At 65.8% G+C, this 17,659-nt stretch carries 10 protein-coding genes; 6 read left to right on the top strand and 4 right to left on the bottom strand.

Translation table 11 applies throughout. From position 1 onward, the window contains the following. Window positions 1–18 precede the first annotated feature (18 nt). The 3 genes from ACI6S0_RS14550 to ACI6S0_RS14540 are packed head-to-tail and all read right to left on the bottom strand — an operon-like array spanning window position 19 to window position 5,075. Window positions 19–1,044: a zinc-dependent alcohol dehydrogenase gene (locus ACI6S0_RS14550; protein ID WP_069335445.1), complete on the bottom strand. Its 1,026-nt coding sequence runs from the start codon at window positions 1,042–1,044 to the stop codon at window positions 19–21. 45 nt (window positions 1,045–1,089) lie between these two features. Further along, complete coding sequence (locus tag ACI6S0_RS14545) at window positions 1,090–3,762, bottom strand: HAD-IC family P-type ATPase (protein WP_434403493.1); 2,673 nt, start codon at window positions 3,760–3,762, stop codon at window positions 1,090–1,092. Between the two features lie 50 nt (window positions 3,763–3,812). Further along, the gene (locus tag ACI6S0_RS14540; RefSeq protein WP_434403492.1) at window positions 3,813–5,075 is read right to left on the bottom strand and encodes a phospholipase A; all 1,263 of its coding nucleotides are present in this window, start codon (window positions 5,073–5,075) and stop codon (window positions 3,813–3,815) included. A gap of 302 nt (window positions 5,076–5,377) precedes the next feature. Between ACI6S0_RS14540 and ACI6S0_RS14535 the strand changes: the two genes are divergently transcribed. From ACI6S0_RS14535 to ACI6S0_RS14520, 4 genes are read left to right on the top strand one after another with little or no spacing between them, the layout of a single operon-like run. Beyond that, window positions 5,378–6,787: an efflux transporter outer membrane subunit gene (locus tag ACI6S0_RS14535; RefSeq protein WP_434403491.1), complete on the top strand. Its 1,410-nt coding sequence runs from the start codon at window positions 5,378–5,380 to the stop codon at window positions 6,785–6,787. After that, on the top strand, window positions 6,784–7,875 hold the full coding sequence (locus tag ACI6S0_RS14530) for an HlyD family secretion protein (RefSeq protein WP_004208404.1): 1,092 nt from the start codon (window positions 6,784–6,786) through the stop codon (window positions 7,873–7,875). Before ACI6S0_RS14535 ends, ACI6S0_RS14530 begins: the two co-directional genes overlap by 4 nt. Further along, complete coding sequence (gene rbbA, locus ACI6S0_RS14525; RefSeq protein WP_434403490.1) at window positions 7,872–10,622, top strand: ribosome-associated ATPase/putative transporter RbbA; 2,751 nt, start codon at window positions 7,872–7,874, stop codon at window positions 10,620–10,622. Before ACI6S0_RS14530 ends, rbbA begins: the two co-directional genes overlap by 4 nt. A 5-nt stretch (window positions 10,623–10,627) precedes the next feature. After that, window positions 10,628–11,755, top strand: a complete 1,128-nt coding sequence (locus ACI6S0_RS14520) for an ABC transporter permease (RefSeq protein ID WP_434403489.1) — start codon at window positions 10,628–10,630, stop codon at window positions 11,753–11,755. A gap of 15 nt (window positions 11,756–11,770) precedes the next feature. Here ACI6S0_RS14520 and ACI6S0_RS14515 read toward each other — a convergent pair whose 3' ends face one another. Further along, window positions 11,771–13,423 (bottom strand): hypothetical protein, encoded by a 1,653-nt coding sequence (locus tag ACI6S0_RS14515; protein ID WP_434403488.1) that lies wholly within the window; start codon window positions 13,421–13,423, stop codon window positions 11,771–11,773. A gap of 237 nt (window positions 13,424–13,660) precedes the next feature. Here ACI6S0_RS14515 and ACI6S0_RS14510 point away from each other — a divergent pair, with 237 nt between their 5' ends. After that, window positions 13,661–14,410, top strand: a complete 750-nt coding sequence (locus ACI6S0_RS14510; RefSeq protein ID WP_434403487.1) for a LytTR family DNA-binding domain-containing protein — start codon at window positions 13,661–13,663, stop codon at window positions 14,408–14,410. A gap of 368 nt (window positions 14,411–14,778) precedes the next feature. Next, window positions 14,779–17,568 (top strand): TonB-dependent receptor, encoded by a 2,790-nt coding sequence (locus tag ACI6S0_RS14505; protein WP_434403486.1) that lies wholly within the window; start codon window positions 14,779–14,781, stop codon window positions 17,566–17,568. The last annotated feature ends 91 nt before the right edge of the window (window positions 17,569–17,659 follow it).

Here is a 17,659-nt window from a genome sequence, read left to right as displayed (position 1 = left end):
CTGGCCATCACCCGCCCGTTACAGGGTGAGCGAGATGCGCCCGTCCACCTTGCCGGCGCGCAATTCGTCCAGCACGGCGTTCACATCGTCGAACGGCCGGGGCGTCACATGCGCCTTCACCTTGCCCTCGACCGCGAAGGCGATCGCTTCGGCCAGGTCGCGCCGCGTGCCGACGATCGACCCGCGCACGGTCACGCGCTTGAGCACCACGTCGAAGATCGGCGTCGGGAAATCGCCCGGCGGCAGGCCGACCAGGCTGACGGTCGCGCGCCGGCGGGTGCAGGCGATCGCCTGGGCAAAGGCGGGGGGCGACACCGCCGTCACCAGTACGCCATGGGCGCCGCCGCCGGTCGCATTCTGCACTTCCGCCACGACATTGTCGGCCCGCGCATCCAGCGCCAGGTCCGCGCCCAGCGACCGGGCCAGCTCCAGCTTGCTCTCGCCAATGTCCAGCGCGACGACATGCAGGCCCATCGCCTTGGCATATTGCACGGCGACATGGCCCAGCCCGCCGACGCCGGAAATGGTCACCCATTCGCCCGGCTTCGCCTCGGTCTCCTTCAGCCCCTTGTAGACGGTGACGCCCGCGCACAGGATCGGCGCCATCGTCACGAAGTCGACACTGTCGGGCAGGCGGCCGGCAAAGGGCGCGCTGGCGATCGCATATTCGGCATAGGTGCCGTTGACGCTGTAGCCGGTATTATGCTGCCGCTCGCACAGCGTTTCCCAGCCGGTCTCGCAATATTCGCAGGCGCGGCAGGCATCATGCAGCCAGGGGATGCCGACGGCGTCGCCCTCCTTCAGGTCGGTGACGCCCGCGCCCAGCGCCACGACATGGCCCACGCCCTCATGGCCGGGGATCAGCGGCAGGGTCGGCTTCACCGGCCAGTCGCCATCGATCGCGTGCAAATCGGTATGGCACACGCCACTGGCGGCGATCTTCACCAGCACCTCGCCGGGCCCCGGCTCGGGTATCGCTATCTCCTCGATCGTCAGCGGCGCCTTGAACGTCCGGGCAATCGCGGCTCGCATGGTCGTCGGCATGATTTCCTCCTTCTTCTGCGGCTGTTGGACTGTGGATAATGGCGGTCAGATATCCTCGAACCAGGCGAGCCGATGGGCGGCCAGCTTTTCGAGTTCCAGCACGGCGAACATCGCCGCGCCCAGGCCGATGATCATCAGCCCGTCGGTCAGCGACAGCGGCCGGCTGTCGAAAATATCGTGCATGAACGGCGCATAGGTGAAGAGCAGCTGGGCGATCACCACCGCCACGATCGCCGCCAGCACGATCGGCGTGCCCATCGCGCCGCGCAGCGTCAGCGATCGCATGTGCAGGAAGCGGACATTGAACAGATAGAATATCTCGCCCACGATCAGCATGTTGACCACCATGGTCCGGGCCGTGTCGATGTCGTGGCCGACATGCTGGGCATAGAAGAATATCCCCAGCGCCATCGCCCCCATCAGCACCGATACCAGCATGATGCGCCACAGCAGGAAGGGGGAGAGCAGGGGGGCACCGGCGGCACGGGGCCGCCGTTCCATCGTTCCCGGCTCGGTCGGCTCGAACGCCAGCACCAGCCCCAGCGTCACCGTCAGCACCAGGTTGATCCACAATATCTGCGTCGCCGTCATCGGCAGGGCAAAGCCGGCGATGATCGCGATCACCACCGCCAGCGTCTCGCCGCCATTGGTCGGCAGCGTCCAGCTGATGACCTTGCGGATATTGTCATAGACGGTGCGCCCTTCGCGCACGGCCGCCACGATCGACGCGAAATTATCGTCCAGCAACACCATCTCGGCCGCTTCCTTGGCGGCCTCCGTGCCCTTGATCCCCATCGCCGTGCCGACATCGGCCTGTTTCAGCGAAGGCGCGTCGTTGACGCCGTCGCCGGTCATGGCGACGACCAGCCCGTGCGACTGGAGCGCGCGGACGATGCGCAGCTTGTGCTCGGGGGAGGAGCGGGCGAACACGTCGACATCGCGCACCCGCGCCGCCAGCGCCTCATCATCCAGCGCCTCGACCTCGGCGCCGCTCATCGCCTGGGGATCATCGTCCAGCGCCAGTTGCCGGGCGATGGCGATGGCGGTGCCGACATGGTCGCCGGTGATCATCTTGACCGCGATGCCGGCCGACCGGCACTGGGCGATCGCCTGCCGCGCCTCGTCGCGTGGCGGATCGATGAAGCCCATCAGCCCCAGCAGCTCGACCCCGTTCTTCAGATCGTCGAAGCCGATCCGGTCGGGCGCTCCCGTGATCCGCTTGACGGCAAAGCCCAGCAGGCGCTCGCCCCGGTCGGCGGCGGCCGACAGCCGCGCGTCCCAGGCGGCGACATCCGCCCCGGCCATCGCCAGCAGCGCTTCGGGCGCACCCTTGATGAAGATGGCGCTGCTGCCATCGGGCGCGCGATGCAGCGTCGCCATGAAGCGATAGGCGGCGTCGAACGGGATTTCGTCGATCCGCGGCCATTCGTCGCGCACATGGTCGGCGCTCAGCCCCGCCTTCATCGCCAGCGCCACCAGAGCGCCCTCCATCGGGTCGCCCTGCACGGTCCAGCCGTCATCCGCTTGGCGCAGCAGGGCATCGTTGCACAACAGGCCGCAGCGCAGGATTGGCGCGGCATCGGCCAGCGCCTCGGCATCGTCACCGCCCTCGGCCGCGCTGATGGCGCCCGTCGGCGCATAGCCCGACCCACTGACATGCAGGTCCGCGTCGGGCAGCAGCAGGTGACGCACGGTCATCTCGTTGCGGGTCAGCGTGCCGGTCTTGTCGGTGCAGATCACCGATGTGGCACCCAGCGTCTCGACCGCCGGCAGGCGCCGGATCACCGCCTGGCGCGCGGCCATGCGCTGCACGCCGATCGCCAGCGTGATGGTGATGACGGCGGGCAGCCCCTCCGGCACGACGCCGACCGACAGGGCGACGATCGCGATCAGTGCATCGACCCAGTGGAAGCCACGCGCCAGCACTGCGAACAGGAACAGGACGACCGCACCGGCCAGCACCGACCAGGTCATCAGTCGGGCGAAATCGTCGATCTGCCGCACCAGCGGCGTCTTGCCGACCTCGACCGCCTTGAGCATGCCGCTGATCCGGCCGATCTGGGTATGGCTGCCGGTTTCGACCACCAGCCCGGTCGCCTGGCCGGCGGCCACCAGCGTGCCGGAAAAGGCCATGTTGCTCTGGTCGGCGATGCCGGCGTCGGCGGTGATCAGCGTCTGATGCTTTTCCGCCGCGACCGATTCGCCGGTCAGAGCCGCCTCGTCGATCAGCAGGCCGCGGGCGCGCAGCAGCCGGATGTCGGCCGGCACCCGGTCGCCCGCTTCCAGCAGCACGATGTCACCCGGCACCAGTTCCGGCACCGCCACCACCCGCCGTTCGCCGCTGCGCAGCACCATGGCATGCGGCGCGATCATGTCCTGGATCGCGCCCAGCGCTTCTTCGGCCTTGCCCTCCTGGATGAAGCCGACCACCGCATTCACCAGCACCACGGCCAGGATCACGGCAGCATCGATGCCGTGGTTCAGCAGCAGCGCGATCAGCGCCGCACCCAGCAGGAAATAGATCAGCACGCTGTTGAAATGCGCCAGGAATCGCAGCAGCGGATGCTGGCGCGGCGCTTCGGGCAGGGCATTGGGGCCATAGCGCCGCAGCCGGGCCTCGGCATCGCGCTGGTCCAGCCCGGTCGCTTCGACGGACAGCGTTGCCAGCGCCTCTTCGGGCGGCAGCGCATGCCAGGCAACGGGCGGGGCAGAGGACATCGGCTTCCCTTTCAGTCGCGTCGAGCGGCCGGGGGCAAGCCACCCGGCGGTCAGCGCACCAGCGCGAAGCCGATCCGCAATCTTGTTATGGAACGATTATAGTCCAATAGGTTCTCGCCATATCCGGCAAATCCCTGAGCGAACAAATAGAGATCGGGGCCGCCGCCCAGCAGGCGTGGCAGCGGATAGGACAGGTCGGCGTTGATCGCGCCCTTGCCCGATCCGAAATTGAATCGGCTGTTGGTCGACAGGCGCAGCCCGTCATCATCGCCGACCTGCAGGAACAGGCCGGCATGGCCGCGATAGCGGACGATATCGGGATTGTCGGACTTGTCGCCGACATAGAAGGTCAGGCGCGGTGCCACCAGCAGCCGCCGCTCCTCGCCCAGCGAGAAGGCCGCCATCGGCGCGACATAGACGCTGTTGATGCTGCGCGACGCATCGCCGTCCCGGCCATTGGATTCGTGCCGAAGCCCGCCCTGCAGCGCCAGCGACATGCCGTTCTTCAGCATCCGGGTCGGCATCACATAGATGAGCTCGGGCTGATAATCGATGTTGCGGAAGGGCATGGAGTTGGCGCCCAGATCCCAGAACATGCGCTGGGTATAGGCGAAATGCAGGCCGTCCCGCCAGGAACTGGGCAAATGCGCGGCATCGCGCGATCCGAACAACCGATATTCGAAACTCAGCTGCAACCGGGCATCGGTATTGGTGCCGGGGCCATAGACCGCATAGATCGGCTCATAGGGCGCCAGATTGCCGATAAAGGCATTGCCCGCGCTGCGATCGGCCGGCGGCGCGACCGGCGGCGGCACCGGGGTTCCGGGTGGCGGCGGCGGTGGTGGAACAGGCACAGGCGAAGCGGCCGCCATCCGCGCGGCCGCCTCGCCATGCAGCGCCACCTGCGGCGAATTCCAGGCCGGGATCGACAGCAATGCCCCCTCGGCCATGTCGCTCGCCGCCAGTTGATAGCGCGCCTGGGCAAAGCCGCCCGGCGCAATCTCCACCGTCTCCGGCACGCCCGGCGCCCGGCGCAGCCACAGCCGACGCGCCGCGCCATCCTGTTCCACCTGCGCCTCGACCCGGTCGGGCAGCGGCATGGCGGCGGGCGCCGTGCCCATGTTGAGGAAGCGCAGTTCCACGCTCGCCATATTCTGGTCATCGGGCAGGGCGATCCGCCCTATCAGGGTTTCTACGGGTTCCCCGGCCAGGGCGCTTGTCGCAAAAGAAGGCGACAGGACAACCAGCAGCCATGCCAGGCTCGACCAGGGGGCGGGCAAGTGTCGTGGTTGCGCGCGGCGGTTGCGGATCATCCTGCGTCCCTTGTCGCGTTGCGCCCCTCGCAACGGCGCGAGCGGTCAGGTCAGGTGCGATTGACGATACTGGTTGTGGTAGATAAACACAAATATATTAAAGGCATAAGTTATTCGTGAGTCCTTGTGATGTTCTGAAGCATCATGTCTCACAAAATCGAGAATAGATGAAGTCGGTCGATGCTATATCGATTGAATAGGGGTCCATGTTGCTCGAAAAGGGGTGCTTGGTGTCGCTTGGAAATTCCGATTTTGCGATAGGTCATGGCGTGAAGGGGAGGGTTATCCCTGAGGCCTTGGCGATGCTTCTGGCTCTTTCCCTGACCGGTTGTTCCTTTGCTCCCGATTATGTTCAGCCGTCCCTGCCGGTGCCCGACAGCTATGCCGTAGCGACGCCGGCCGGGACTTCGCTGGCCGGGCGCGACTGGGAGCAGGTTTTCCCCGATCCCGAATTGCGCAGGCTGGTCGCCCAGGCGCTGGCCAATAATCGCGACATTCGCATCGCCGCCGCCCGCGTGGCGCAGGCGCGCGGCGCCTGGCGGATCGAGGGTGCCTCGCTCTATCCCCAGCTCGATGCGGTGGCGACGGGCACGCGCGGTCAGGCCTTCTACAGCCTGCCGGTGATCGGCGACCAGATCGTCGACGTGAAATCGATCACCGCCCAACTGAGCGCCAGCTGGGAAATCGATTTCTGGGGCCGGCTGCGCAATCTGAAGGAGGCCGCCCGCGAACAGTTTCTGGCGTCCGAGGAATCGCGCCGGGCGGTCGCGACCGACCTGATCGCGCAGGTGGCGCTCGGCTATCTGCTGGAGCGCGAATATGAGGAGCGCGCCGCCCTTACCCAGCAGTCGATCACCACCCGGCAGGAAACGCTGCGCATCATGCGCCGCCGCTATGAGGTGGGGTCGGGGTCGAAGCTGGACCTGGCCCAGTCCCAGGTGCTGCTGGCGCAGGCGGACACCACCATGCATGTGCTGAACCTCGACCGCGCGGTCAATCGCAACGCGCTGGCGCTGCTGGTCGGCCAGCCGGTGGAGATCGCGCCCGGATCGCTGCGGCTGGCCGGACCGGGCGGCGATTATCAGGTGCCCGCCGGCCTGCCGTCCGAACTGCTCACCAACCGGCCGGACATCGTCGCCGCCGAGTATCAGCTGCGCGCCGCCAATGCCAATATCGGTGCCGCCCGCGCCGCCTTCTTCCCCAATATCAGCCTGACCGGCGCCTATGGCACGACCAGCCCGGACCTCGACGGGCTGTTCGGCGGCAATAGCGAGGTGTGGAGCTTTTCGCCGACGATCCGACTGCCCCTGTTCAACGCCGGCCGGCTGAAGGGCAATCTGGACGTGGCGCAGGCGCGCCGGGACGAGGCCGTCGCTACTTATGAAAAGACGATCCAGTCGGCCTTTCGCGACGTGTCCGACGCGCTGGTCCGGCGGCGCCAGATCGCCTTGCAGATCGGCACCACGCGCCAGCTGGTCGATGCCCAGCGGGAACGGGCGCGCCTCGCCCAGTTGCGGTTCGACAATGGCCGCTCCACCTATCTCGAAGTGCTCGATGCCCAGCGCGACCTGTTCGATGCGGAACAGGCGCTGGTCCAGCTTCGCCGGGGAGAACTCTCCAGCATCGTCAGCCTCTATGCCGCCCTGGGCGGCGGCTTTGTGGTCAATCGCGGCATCGCGGCCGCCCCGTCCGGGAACCAGGGGGAACCATGAGCATGAACAAGCGCTGGATCGTCAGGGGGCTGATCGTGGCGGCGGTGGCCGGCATCGCCTTCCTGCTCTGGACGTTGCTGAAGCCGGCCGGCCTGCCCGAAGGCATTGTCGGCGGCAATGGCCGGCTGGAAGCGACCGAGATCGACGTCGCCTCCAAGTCTGCCGGACGGATCAAGGATATCGTCGCGGATGAAGGGCAGCTGGTGAAGGCCGGCGAGATCGTTGCCCATATGGATGTCGACGTGCTGGACGCACAGCGGACCGAGGCCGTCGCGCAACTGGCCGAGGCGCAGAATGCCGTCCTCGTCGCCCAGACCCAGGTCGCCCAGCGCGAGAGCGAGAAGGCCGCCGCCCAGGCCGTGGTGCGCCAGCGCATCGCCGAACTCAACGCCTCGCGCAAGCGCCTTGCCCGGTCTGAAACCCTGGCCCGCGAAGGCGCGACCGCGGTGCAGGAACGCGATGACGACGCCGCCCAGACCGAAGGCGCCGCCGCTGCCGTGGAGGCAGCCCGTGCCCAGCTCGCCTCGGCCGAGGTCGCCATCACCAATGCCCGCAACCAGGTGATCGGATCGCGATCGCGCGTGGAGGCCGGCCGCGCCACCATCCAGCGGATCGAGGCGGACATCAACGACAGCAGTCTGCGCGCGCCACGCGACGGCCGCGTCCAGTATCGCGTCGCCCAGCCCGGCGAGGTGGTGACGGCCGGTGGCCGGGTGCTGAGCCTGGTCGACCTGTCCGACGTGACGATCAGCTTCTTCCTGCCCGCCACCGCCGCCGGCCGTGTCGCCATCGGCAGCGAGGCGCGGATCGTGCTCGATGCCATTCCCGACTATCCGATCCCGGCACGGATCAGCTTCGTCGCCGACGTCGCCCAGTTCACACCCAAGACGGTGGAAACCCAGAGCGAGCGCGAGAAGATGATGTTCCGGGTCAAGGCCCGGATCGATCCGGCGCTGCTGCGCAAGCATATCGCCCAGGTGAAGACCGGCCTGCCCGGCATGGCCTATGTCCGGATCGATCCGGGCGTTGCCTGGCCCGCCTCGCTTGCGGTCCGCGCCCTTCCCGAAGGATCGCGGGCGGTCCAGTGAATCAGCCCGACCCCATCGGCGCGCCGACGGTCGATCCGGTCGTCCGCCTGTCCGGCGTCCGTCTCCATTATGGCAAGACGCAGGCGCTGCGCGGCATCGATCTCGACATACCGGGCGGGCGGATGATCGGCCTGATCGGCCCCGATGGCGTGGGCAAGTCCAGCCTGCTCTCCCTCGTCGCCGGTGCCCATGTCATCCAGGATGGCGATGTCCATGTGCTGGGCGGCGACATGCGCGACAAGCGCCATCGCAGCGATGTCTGCCCGCGCATCGCCTATATGCCGCAGGGACTGGGCAAGAATCTCTATCCCACCCTGTCGGTCGAGGAGAATCTGCAGTTTTTCGGCCGCCTGTTCGGCCATGACGGGGCGGAGCGGCGACGGCGGATCGATGCGCTCACCCGCGCGACCGGCCTTGACCCGTTCCTTGCCCGGCCGGCGGGCAAGCTGTCGGGCGGCATGAAGCAGAAGCTCGGCCTGTGCTGCGCGCTGATCCATGATCCCGACCTGTTGATCCTGGACGAGCCGACCACCGGCGTCGATCCGCTGGCCCGCGCCCAATTCTGGGATCTCATCAACGACATCCGGCAGACCCAGGCGCAGATGAGCGTCATCGTCGCCACCGCCTACATGGATGAGGCGCAGCGTTTCGACTGGCTGGTGGCGATGGATGACGGGCAGATCCTCGACATCGGCACCCCGGCCGAGATTTTCGCGCGCACCGGCACCAGTTCGCTGGAGGAGGCCTTCATCGCGCTGTTGCCCGAGGAGAAGAAGCGCGGCCACGAGCCGGTCGTCATCCCGCCGCTCGAAGCCAGCGAGGATGATATCGCCATCGAGGCGCAGGGCCTGACCATGCGCTTTGGCGATTTCACTGCGGTCGATCATGTCAGCTTCCGCATTCGCCGGGGCGAGATATTCGGTTTCCTGGGGTCCAATGGCTGCGGCAAGTCGACCACCATGAAGATGCTGACCGGCCTCTTGCCCGCGACCGAGGGCAAAGCCTGGCTGTTCGGCAATGCAGTGGACCCGGACGACATGTCCACGCGCAAGCGGGTCGGCTATATGAGCCAGGCCTTCTCGCTCTACACCGAACTCACCGTCCGCCAGAATCTGGAATTTCACGCCCATCTCTTCCATGTCCCGCGCGAGGATATTCCCGCCCGCGTCGCGGAAATGGCCGATCGGTTCGATCTTGGCCCGGTGATGGAGGAATTGCCCGACAGCCTGCCGCTCGGCATCCGCCAGCGCCTCAGTCTTGCGGTGGCGATGGTCCACAAGCCGGAACTGCTGATCCTGGACGAGCCGACCTCCGGCGTCGATCCGGTGGCGCGCGACGGCTTCTGGCGATTGCTGGCGGAGCTGTCGCGCCGCGACAAGGTGACGATCTTCATCTCCACCCATTTCATGAACGAGGCGATGCGCTGCGACCGCATGTCGATGATGCATGCCGGCCATGTGCTCGACAGCGATGCGCCCGCGCGCCTGATCGAGAAACGGGGCGCGCCCGATCTGGAACAGGCCTTCATCGGCTATCTGGTCGATGCCGGCGGCGACACCCGCCCGCCCGACGAGGAAAGCGCGCTCAAGGACATGGCGCAGGCGGAACATGGCACGATCAGGCGCGGCTTCAGCCCGCAACGCGCGCTTACCTATGCCTGGCGCGAGACGCTGGAACTGCAACGCGATCCGGTCCGTGCGACGCTCGCGCTGATCGGCTCGCTGATCCTGATGCTGGTGATCGGTTTCGGCATGACCACCGACATCAACGAACTGAACTATGCCGTGCTGGACCGCGACAACAGCATCCTCAGCCAGAATTATGCGCTCGACATTTCCGGCTCCTCCTATTTCGTCGAACATGCGCCGATCCGCGATTATGATGATCTCGACCGGCGCATGAAGGATGGCGAACTGGCGCTGGTGATCGAGATTCCACCGGGCTTTGGCCGGGATATCGCGGCCGGGCGGCAGGTCACGGTCGGCGCCTGGTTCGACGGCGCCAATCCGCAGCGCGCCGAAACGGTGCAGGGCTATATCCAGGGGCTGCACCAGCATTGGCTGAGCCAGCAGGCGGCCGCGCGCGGCAGCGCGGTCGGCAGCAGCTTCTCGATCGAGAACCGCTATCGCTACAATCCCGATGTGCAGAGCCTGCCGGCGATGGTGCCGATCGTCATCCCGTTGCTGCTGCTGATGCTGCCGGCGATGCTGACCGCGCTGGCGGTGGTGCGCGAAAAGGAGATCGGGTCGATCATCAACCTCTATGTGACGCCGGTCAGCCGCAGCGAATTCCTGCTCGGCAAGCAGCTTCCCTATGTCGTGCTGGCGCTTGTCAACTTCCTGCTGATGGTACTGATGGCGATCTTCATCTTCGGCGTGCCGGTGAAGGGCAGCTTCCCGACCTTGCTGCTCGCCGCATCCATCTATTGCGTCACTGCGACCGGCATGGGCCTGCTCGCCTCGGCCGTGACGCGCAGCCAGATCGCCGCGATGTTCCTGGCGATGATCGGCACGATGATCCCGGCCACCACCTATGGCGGTATGACCGACCCCGTCTCCTCGATGGAGGGCAGCGCGCGGATCATCGGCGACATCTATCCCGCCAGCCACATGTTCACCATCAGCCGCGGCGTCTTTGCCAAGGCGCTGGGCTTTTCGGATCTGGCCGGCTCCTTCCTGCCACTCGCCATTTCCGCGCCGCTGATCGTCGGGATCGCGATCATGCTGCTCAAGAAGCAGGAGGCCTGACGCCGATGCTCGCGACGATTTCCAACATCTACCGGCTGGGCGTGAAGGAGCTGTGGAGCCTGTGGCGCGACCCGATCATGCTGGTGCTGATCCTGTTCGTCTTCACCGTCTCCGTCTATACCTCGGCCAATTCCAAGCCGGAAACGCTGCACAATGCAGCCATCGCAATCGTCGATGAGGATGAATCGCCCCTGTCGCAGCGGATCGTCGCCGCTTTCTATCCGCCGCAATTCACGCTGCCCCGGATGATTGCGCCGGCGCAGATCGATCCGGGCATGGACGCGGGCGACTTCACCTTCGTCCTCCACATACCCCATGGCTTCCAGCGCGACGTGCTGGCGGGGCGTTCGGCGGAAATCCAGCTCAACACCGACGCCACGCGCATGAGCCAGGCTTTCTCGGGCAGCAGCTATGTGCAGCAGATCGCAACCGCCGAAGTGAATGAATTCGTCAACCGCTATCGCGCCAACAGCGTGCCCAAGGTCGACCTGGCGGTGCGGGCGCGCTTCAACCCGACGCTCAACCATACCTGGTTCGGCGCCCTGGCACAGATCATCAACCAGATCGCAATGCTGTCGATCATCCTGACCGGCGCGGCGCTGATCCGCGAGCGGGAACATGGCACGATCGAGCATCTGCTGGTGATGCCGGTCACCCCGTTCGAGATCATGCTGTCAAAGGTCTGGTCGATGGGGCTGGTCGTGCTGCTCGCCTCGTCCCTGTCGATCAATCTGGTGGTGCAGGGGTTGATGCACGTGCCCGTCGCCGGATCGCTGGCGCTCTTCTTCGCGGGCGCTGCGCTGGTGCTGTTCTCCACAACCTCGATGGGCATTTTCCTCGCGACGCTGGCACGCAACATGCCGCAATTCGGCATGCTGATGATCCTTGTCCTGCTGCCGCTGCAGATGCTGTCGGGCGGCACCACCCCGCGCGAATCCATGCCCAAGCTGGTGCAGGATGTGATGCTGTTCGCGCCGACCACCCATTTCGTCGAACTGGGTCAGGCGATCCTGTTCCGGGGCGCCGGCATAGGCGTCGTCTGGCCGCAATTCGCCGCCACCGCCGCGATCGGCATCGCCTTCTTCCTGATCGCACTCACCCGCTTCCGCCGGACGATCAGCGCCATGGCCTGATCGTCCGGCCGCTCTTCACGGCGCCAGCCGGTCCACGCTCAGGCGCTGGCCGCCATATTCGGCAAAGCCCCGGCTGCGCGGCTGGCCATCGGCTTGGGGCATGAAGTCGATCGCGGCAGGCTTGGGGCCGCCCAGCGGTCCGAACGTCATCTGCAGCTTCATGATGCCGGGCCGGGGACCGGTCAGGCGGATGTCCGCTTCGTAGCTGGACTCGCCGCGCATGTTGATCTGCGTCGTCTCGCGCCCGCTATAGACCTGCTTTCCGTCGTCGCTGAAATCGACATAGATTTTCTCGATGGCGCCGCTCGTGCGCCGATAGAGAATATGCCCCGACCGCCGGCCATAGACCTTCACGTCGATATTCTGGCTCTTGCCCGCCAGCGCCGACAGGGTGGACAGGTCGCTATCGCCATAGGGCAGGCTGTCGGGCACGGCATGCGGGGCGACCGCCGGCCCGGCCTTGTATCCGGGCAGGGTGACGATCTGGACCCGCTTGCTCTCGCTGCCGCGCAGCCCCTCGATCCAGGTCGCCCGGCGGCTGTCGGGATGCCAGGACATGGGCGAATGAAATACCCAGTCGGCCTGGCTACTGAGGTTCGCGCCCTGATAGCCGTCCTCGCGCTGGGATCGGGCGATGTCGATCAGCGCCGGCCCGACATTGCCCGGCCGTGCCGTGCGCACGCCGGTGACGGCATAGGTATAGGCGAACATGCTCAGCCCCATGTTCAGGCTGTCGGGATAGGGGCGGGGCATCAGCCCCAATATCGCCGGGTCGGTCTGCGAAAAGCGGGTGGTCATCACCATGCCCAGCCGCTCGTCGGGCGAGAAGATCGTCGTCTCGGTATAGCCGGGCGTATCGGTGATCGGCGTCACCTTGCCGCTTGCCAGGTCCATCACCACCGAATCGGGCAGGTCGCGCTTCACCGCGCCGACCAGCGACAGGGCGCTGCCGCCATGGACGAACTGCTTCACCTCGCCGCCGCGGATCGGCGCCGGGATGACGCCATCGGCATGGGCCGGATCGGGGCGGAAGGGATCGTTGCTGCTGATGATCTGCGGCCGGGTGACGACATAGCCGTCCGGGCCGCGCGTCAGTTCGCCGGTCAGCACCGCGGCGGAGTAATTGGCGAGCAAGGTCGTCCAGGCGATATGGCGATTGTCCGGCGCCACCACCATTTCCGACCAGCGATGCCAGATATGCGCGCCATCGGCCACCTGCGGCGGATAGGTGACCGGCACCAGTTGCGCCTGCGTGCAATCGTCCAGGCTGGTCGGGCATTCGATCACGAAATCGCCCAGGAAGATGCGCTTATTGTCGGCAAACACCATGTAGCGGATGCCATTATCCTTCGGCCGGGCGGGAATCGTTCCACTGAAGATCTGTCGGATATGACTGCCATCATCGTCCATGATGGCGAGGTTGATCTGCCGCGGATCGCTCTCGCCGGGCCGGGCATAGGTCAGCAATATCCGGCCCGACGGCGTGTAGGTGGCGCTTTGCGGCCGCATGTCGGCCGGCAATGTCAGGGTGCGGATCACCGGCTGGCCGAACAGCGCGCCATTCGCCCCAGGCCGGGCCAGGGTCGGTCCGCCATCCAGCGCCAGTCCGCCGATCAGGATGGGCAGCATGGCCAACATAGGCAGCCGGCGGGAAGGGGGCTTGGTCACCAAATTCTCTCCTCATCGCGGCCTAGGTCAAGGGGCAGCGGGCGGCCGTCCGCTCTGCTGATGGCACCTGCCCGCCGGCCGGCAAGCGCCAATCCGTTACGCGGAAAGAGGGCTTGCCAATGTCCCGCAAAACCGGGCATTTTCCAGCCGGCGCTTCGCGAACGGGCAGGGCGACAGGCGGGGCGGAGAGGGGAATAGCCGATTTTCAACCGACGCATCTTGCTGGAGCTATGGGCGATGCTGCTGCTGGCTGGCATCATCGGCTTCATGGGGCCGTTCGGCACCTATATGCGCGACGGTCTGCCGGGGCGGATCGGCCATTGGTGGCTGCTGCTGATGGGCGCCTATATCCTCGTCCGGCCGGCGATCTGGCTGCTGCGCCGGCTAGCGCTGCGGATCGACCTGTCGGTGTCGATCACCGTGTTTTCCGGCGTGTCGCTGTGCGTCGTGCCGCTGGCATTCCTCTGGCGCAATGTCGGCCGCACCGCCTTTCGCGATCTGGACGGCTTTACCGGCCTGCTGCCCTTTTCCTTCCTCTGCGCGCTCACCGTGCTGGTCGTCACCCACTGGGCCGAACAGACCGACCGGCGGCTGGCCCAGCGAGGTATCCTGCCCCCGCCCGCCGATGCCCCGCACCCCGAAGGCGCCGCCGCCACATCCCCGGCCGAGCCCGCCCTGCGCCATCGCCTGTCGGCCGGATTTGCCGGGCCGATCCTGGCGCTGCAGAGCGAGGATCATTATGTCCGCGTCCATGGCGCGGGCGGCAGCGAATTGCTGCTGATGCGGCTGCGCGACGCGATTGCGGAGATGGAGGGGGTGGCCGGCGCGCAGGTGCATCGCAGCTGGTGGATCGCCCATCGCGCCATCCTGCGCTGCGATCCCGCCGGGCGCAGCTGGCTCATCACCCTCGATGGCGGGCTCAGCGTCCCCGTCGCGCGCGATTCGGTCGCCCGGCTGCAACGCGCCGGCTTCCTGCCCGCATCCTGACCCGCATCCTGCCCCGATCTGGCGGGCAAAAGAAAACCCCGCCGGAGCAAGCTCGACGACGGGGCCAGGTTCAGGGAGGTGTCACTCCAAAGGGGGGGAAGAGTGACAGGACCAATCTAGGAAAGTGCGCGTGGCTTTCAAGCATCAGCCGCATATTTTTGTCGGCGGCTGCGCCCATGCCATCGGTCCTATCACACGGCTGAACCCGCTATTTCGGCCATTTCCGCTACGGTAACCGGCCATGTCGTGAATATGGCTGAATACGTATGCTGGAATCTGTGCAGAGGGACGGGGGCGGCGCTATTTGAACCAGACCGACACATGTCGGCAAGAAACGCTCAAGATGCGTCCTGGGGAGGATCACTGTCATGCATCAATTCCGTCATACCGTCCTGCGCGCTGCGCTGCTGGCAGGGGCTTCCTTCTCGCTCGCCGCGGTCGCCCATGCGCAGACCGACGCCGAAACCGCGACGCCCGCCGCGCCCGCCGCCGGCGAAACCGAAGGCATCGTCGTCACCGGCATCCGCGCCTCGCTCGCCTCCGCCGCCAAGGTGAAGCGCGATTCCGTGCTGATCGTCGATTCCATCTCGGCCGAAGATGTCGGCAAGCTGCCCGACGTGTCGATCGCGGACTCGCTCGCCCGCCTGCCCGGCGTCACCGCCCAGCGCCTCGAAGGGCGCGACCAGCGCCTGTCGATCCGCGGCCTTGGCCCGGACTTCTCGACCACCCTGCTTAACGGCCGCGAACAGGTCACCGTCGGCGACAATCGGGGCGTCGAATATGACCAATATCCCTCGGAATTCTTCCAGAACGTCAATGTCTACAAGAGCGCCGACGCCGCGCTGATCGCCGCCGGCATTTCCGGCACGGTCGACCTGCGCATGCTGCGTCCGCTCGACAAGAATGACCGCATCCTCGCCGTGTCGCTGCGCGGCCAGATGAACGGCATGGACAAGCTCAATCCCGATGGCGAACGCTATGGCTATCGCGCCTCGGCCACCTATGTCGATCAGTTCGCCGACGACACGCTGGGCCTGTCGCTGGGCTTCGCCGCCTCGCAGACCCCGTCGCAGAATGAGCGCTTCAACGCCTGGGGCTATCCCACCGATGCCGACGGCAATCTGATCATCGGCGGCGCCAAGCCCTATGTGCAGTCGAACCTGCTCAAGCGCTACGGCATGGTCGGCACGCTGGAATGGCAGCCGAGCGACAATTTCCACTCGACCTTCGATGTCCTCGCCTCGCATTTCGAGGAGGTGCAGCGCCTGCGCGGCATCGAATTCCCGCTCGTCTGGGGCACCGACGTTGGCGTCAGCGATGTGACGGTCGAAAATGGCTTCGTCACCGGCGCCACCTTCTCCAACGTCTATGGCGTCCAGCGCAACGACTATAACAAGCGCAAGGCCGACACCATCTCGCTCGGCTGGAACAACGACATCCGCCTGAACGATCGTCTCAAGCTCAATGTCGACGCCAGCTGGTCGCGCGCCAAGCGCACCGACTTCCTGCTCGAAACCTATTCGGGCACCGGCTATCTGCGGTCGGGCGTGTCCGACACGGTGCGCGTCGAGCGCCAGTCGAACGGCCTGTTCAGTATCGTGCCGACGCTCGACTATGCCGACACCAACGTCATCAGCCTGACCGACCCCAATGGCTGGGGCTATAACGGCACCACCGCCGTTGTGCAGGCGGGCTTCCTCAACCGGCCCAAGTTCATCGACGACATGAAGTCGTTCCGCGCCAACCTGGTCGGCGACATTTCGGGCAGCATCTTCAGCAACTGGGAAGTCGGCGGCAATTACAGCCGGCGCAAGAAGACCAGCGCCTATACCAGCTATTTCCTCTGCCCCACCGGCGGCACGGATTGCACCATCGCCAATGGCACGCCCGGCTCTGCGCCGGTGCCGCAGGAAGCGCTGCTCGGCAAGAATGTCTCGCTCGACTATCTGGGCGTGCCGGCGATGCTGACGCTCGACCCGCTCTATCTCTACAACAATGTTCTGGATGCCGTGTATGACAACCGGCCGTCCTCGCTGGTGCGCGACAATGTCGTGAAGGAAGATGTCTTCACCGGCTATGCCAAGATGACGCTGGACGGCGATCTGGGCGGCAAGCCGCTCAAGGGCGCGATCGGCGTGCAGGTGATCCACACCCGCCAGGCATCGACCGGCACCATCTCCAACTTCTCCAACGGCGTCGTCACCGTCGTCCCGGCCTCGGGCAAGGAAAGCTTCACCAATTTCCTGCCCAGCGCGCAATTCTCGGTCGAGCTGGAGCCCGGCTTCTTCGTGAAGATGGGCGCGGCCCAGACCATGGTGCGTCCGCGCATGGACCAGGAACGGATCAACCAGGAATATAATTTCAACCTGGCCAATGTCGGCCTTGGCTCCGACCCGCAGTACAGCCCGTTCAGCTCGAACGGCGGCAACATCGCGCTGCGTCCCTATCAGTCGACCAATATCGACCTGTCGATCGAGAAATATTTTCCGGGCGGCGGCTATGTCTCGCTCGCGGGCTATTTCAAGAATCTGACCGACTTCGTCGATCCCAACAACAATATCGCCTATGATTTCTCGGACGTGCTGGCCTCGCTGCCTGCCGACATCCGCAACCAGATCATCGCCGACGGCAGCTATATCGGCCTGCTGAAGGCCCCGGCCAACACCGGCAAGGGCACGATCATGGGGGCGGAAGGCACTGTCTCGCTGCCGTTCAAGGTATTCAGCGAAACGCTCGACGGCTTCGGCATCTTCGCCAGCGGTTCCTACACCCACAGCGAAGTCAAATATGGCAGCAACCCGACCGATGTCGTCACCCTGCCGGGCCTGTCCAAATGGGTCGCCAGCGGTACCGCTTATTATGAAAAGAGCGGTTTCCAGGCGCGCGTCTCCTATCGCTATCGCTCTTCCTTCCTGGGCGAAGTCGCCGGCCTCTCGGCCGCGCCGACCTTCCGCACCGCCAAGGCCGAGGGCATTCTCGACGCGCAGATCGGCTATGAATTCCAGTCGGGGCCGCTCACCGGCCTGTCGATCCTGCTGCAGGGCAAGAACCTCACCGACCAGCCCTTCGTCACCTATCAGAATGGCGATAAGCGCCAGGTCATCGACTATCAGCGCTACGGCCGCGATTATTATCTGGGCCTGACCTACAAGTTCTGATCGGCCTGCGGCCGATCGGGCAAGTTCTGACCGGCCTTTGCGCCGGTCGGGCAAGTCCTGAAATTCCTCCCCGGATTGCCCGACTGCACGC

It is taken from the genome of Sphingobium sp. DN12 (assembly GCF_051058005.1).
Lineage (GTDB): Bacteria > Pseudomonadota > Alphaproteobacteria > Sphingomonadales > Sphingomonadaceae > Sphingobium > Sphingobium yanoikuyae.
The sequence above is the reverse complement of the archived record's forward strand: the minus strand, read 5'-3'. Positions and strand labels throughout refer to the sequence as shown.

What these genes read in the sequence shown, in the direction of transcription:
- ACI6S0_RS14550 (WP_069335445.1), bottom strand. Translation starts at nt 1,044, where the DNA reads ATGCCGACGACCATGCGAGCCGCGATTGCCCGGACGTTCAAGGCGCCG.
- ACI6S0_RS14545 (WP_434403493.1), bottom strand. Translation starts at nt 3,762, where the DNA reads ATGTCCTCTGCCCCGCCCGTTGCCTGGCATGCGCTGCCGCCCGAAGAG.
- ACI6S0_RS14540 (WP_434403492.1), bottom strand. Translation starts at nt 5,075, where the DNA reads ATGATCCGCAACCGCCGCGCGCAACCACGACACTTGCCCGCCCCCTGG.
- ACI6S0_RS14535 (WP_434403491.1), top strand. Translation starts at nt 5,378, where the DNA reads ATGCTTCTGGCTCTTTCCCTGACCGGTTGTTCCTTTGCTCCCGATTAT.
- ACI6S0_RS14530 (WP_004208404.1), top strand. Translation starts at nt 6,784, where the DNA reads ATGAGCATGAACAAGCGCTGGATCGTCAGGGGGCTGATCGTGGCGGCG.
- ACI6S0_RS14520 (WP_434403489.1), top strand. Translation starts at nt 10,628, where the DNA reads ATGCTCGCGACGATTTCCAACATCTACCGGCTGGGCGTGAAGGAGCTG.
- ACI6S0_RS14510 (WP_434403487.1), top strand. Translation starts at nt 13,661, where the DNA reads ATGCTGCTGCTGGCTGGCATCATCGGCTTCATGGGGCCGTTCGGCACC.
- ACI6S0_RS14505 (WP_434403486.1), top strand. Translation starts at nt 14,779, where the DNA reads ATGCATCAATTCCGTCATACCGTCCTGCGCGCTGCGCTGCTGGCAGGG.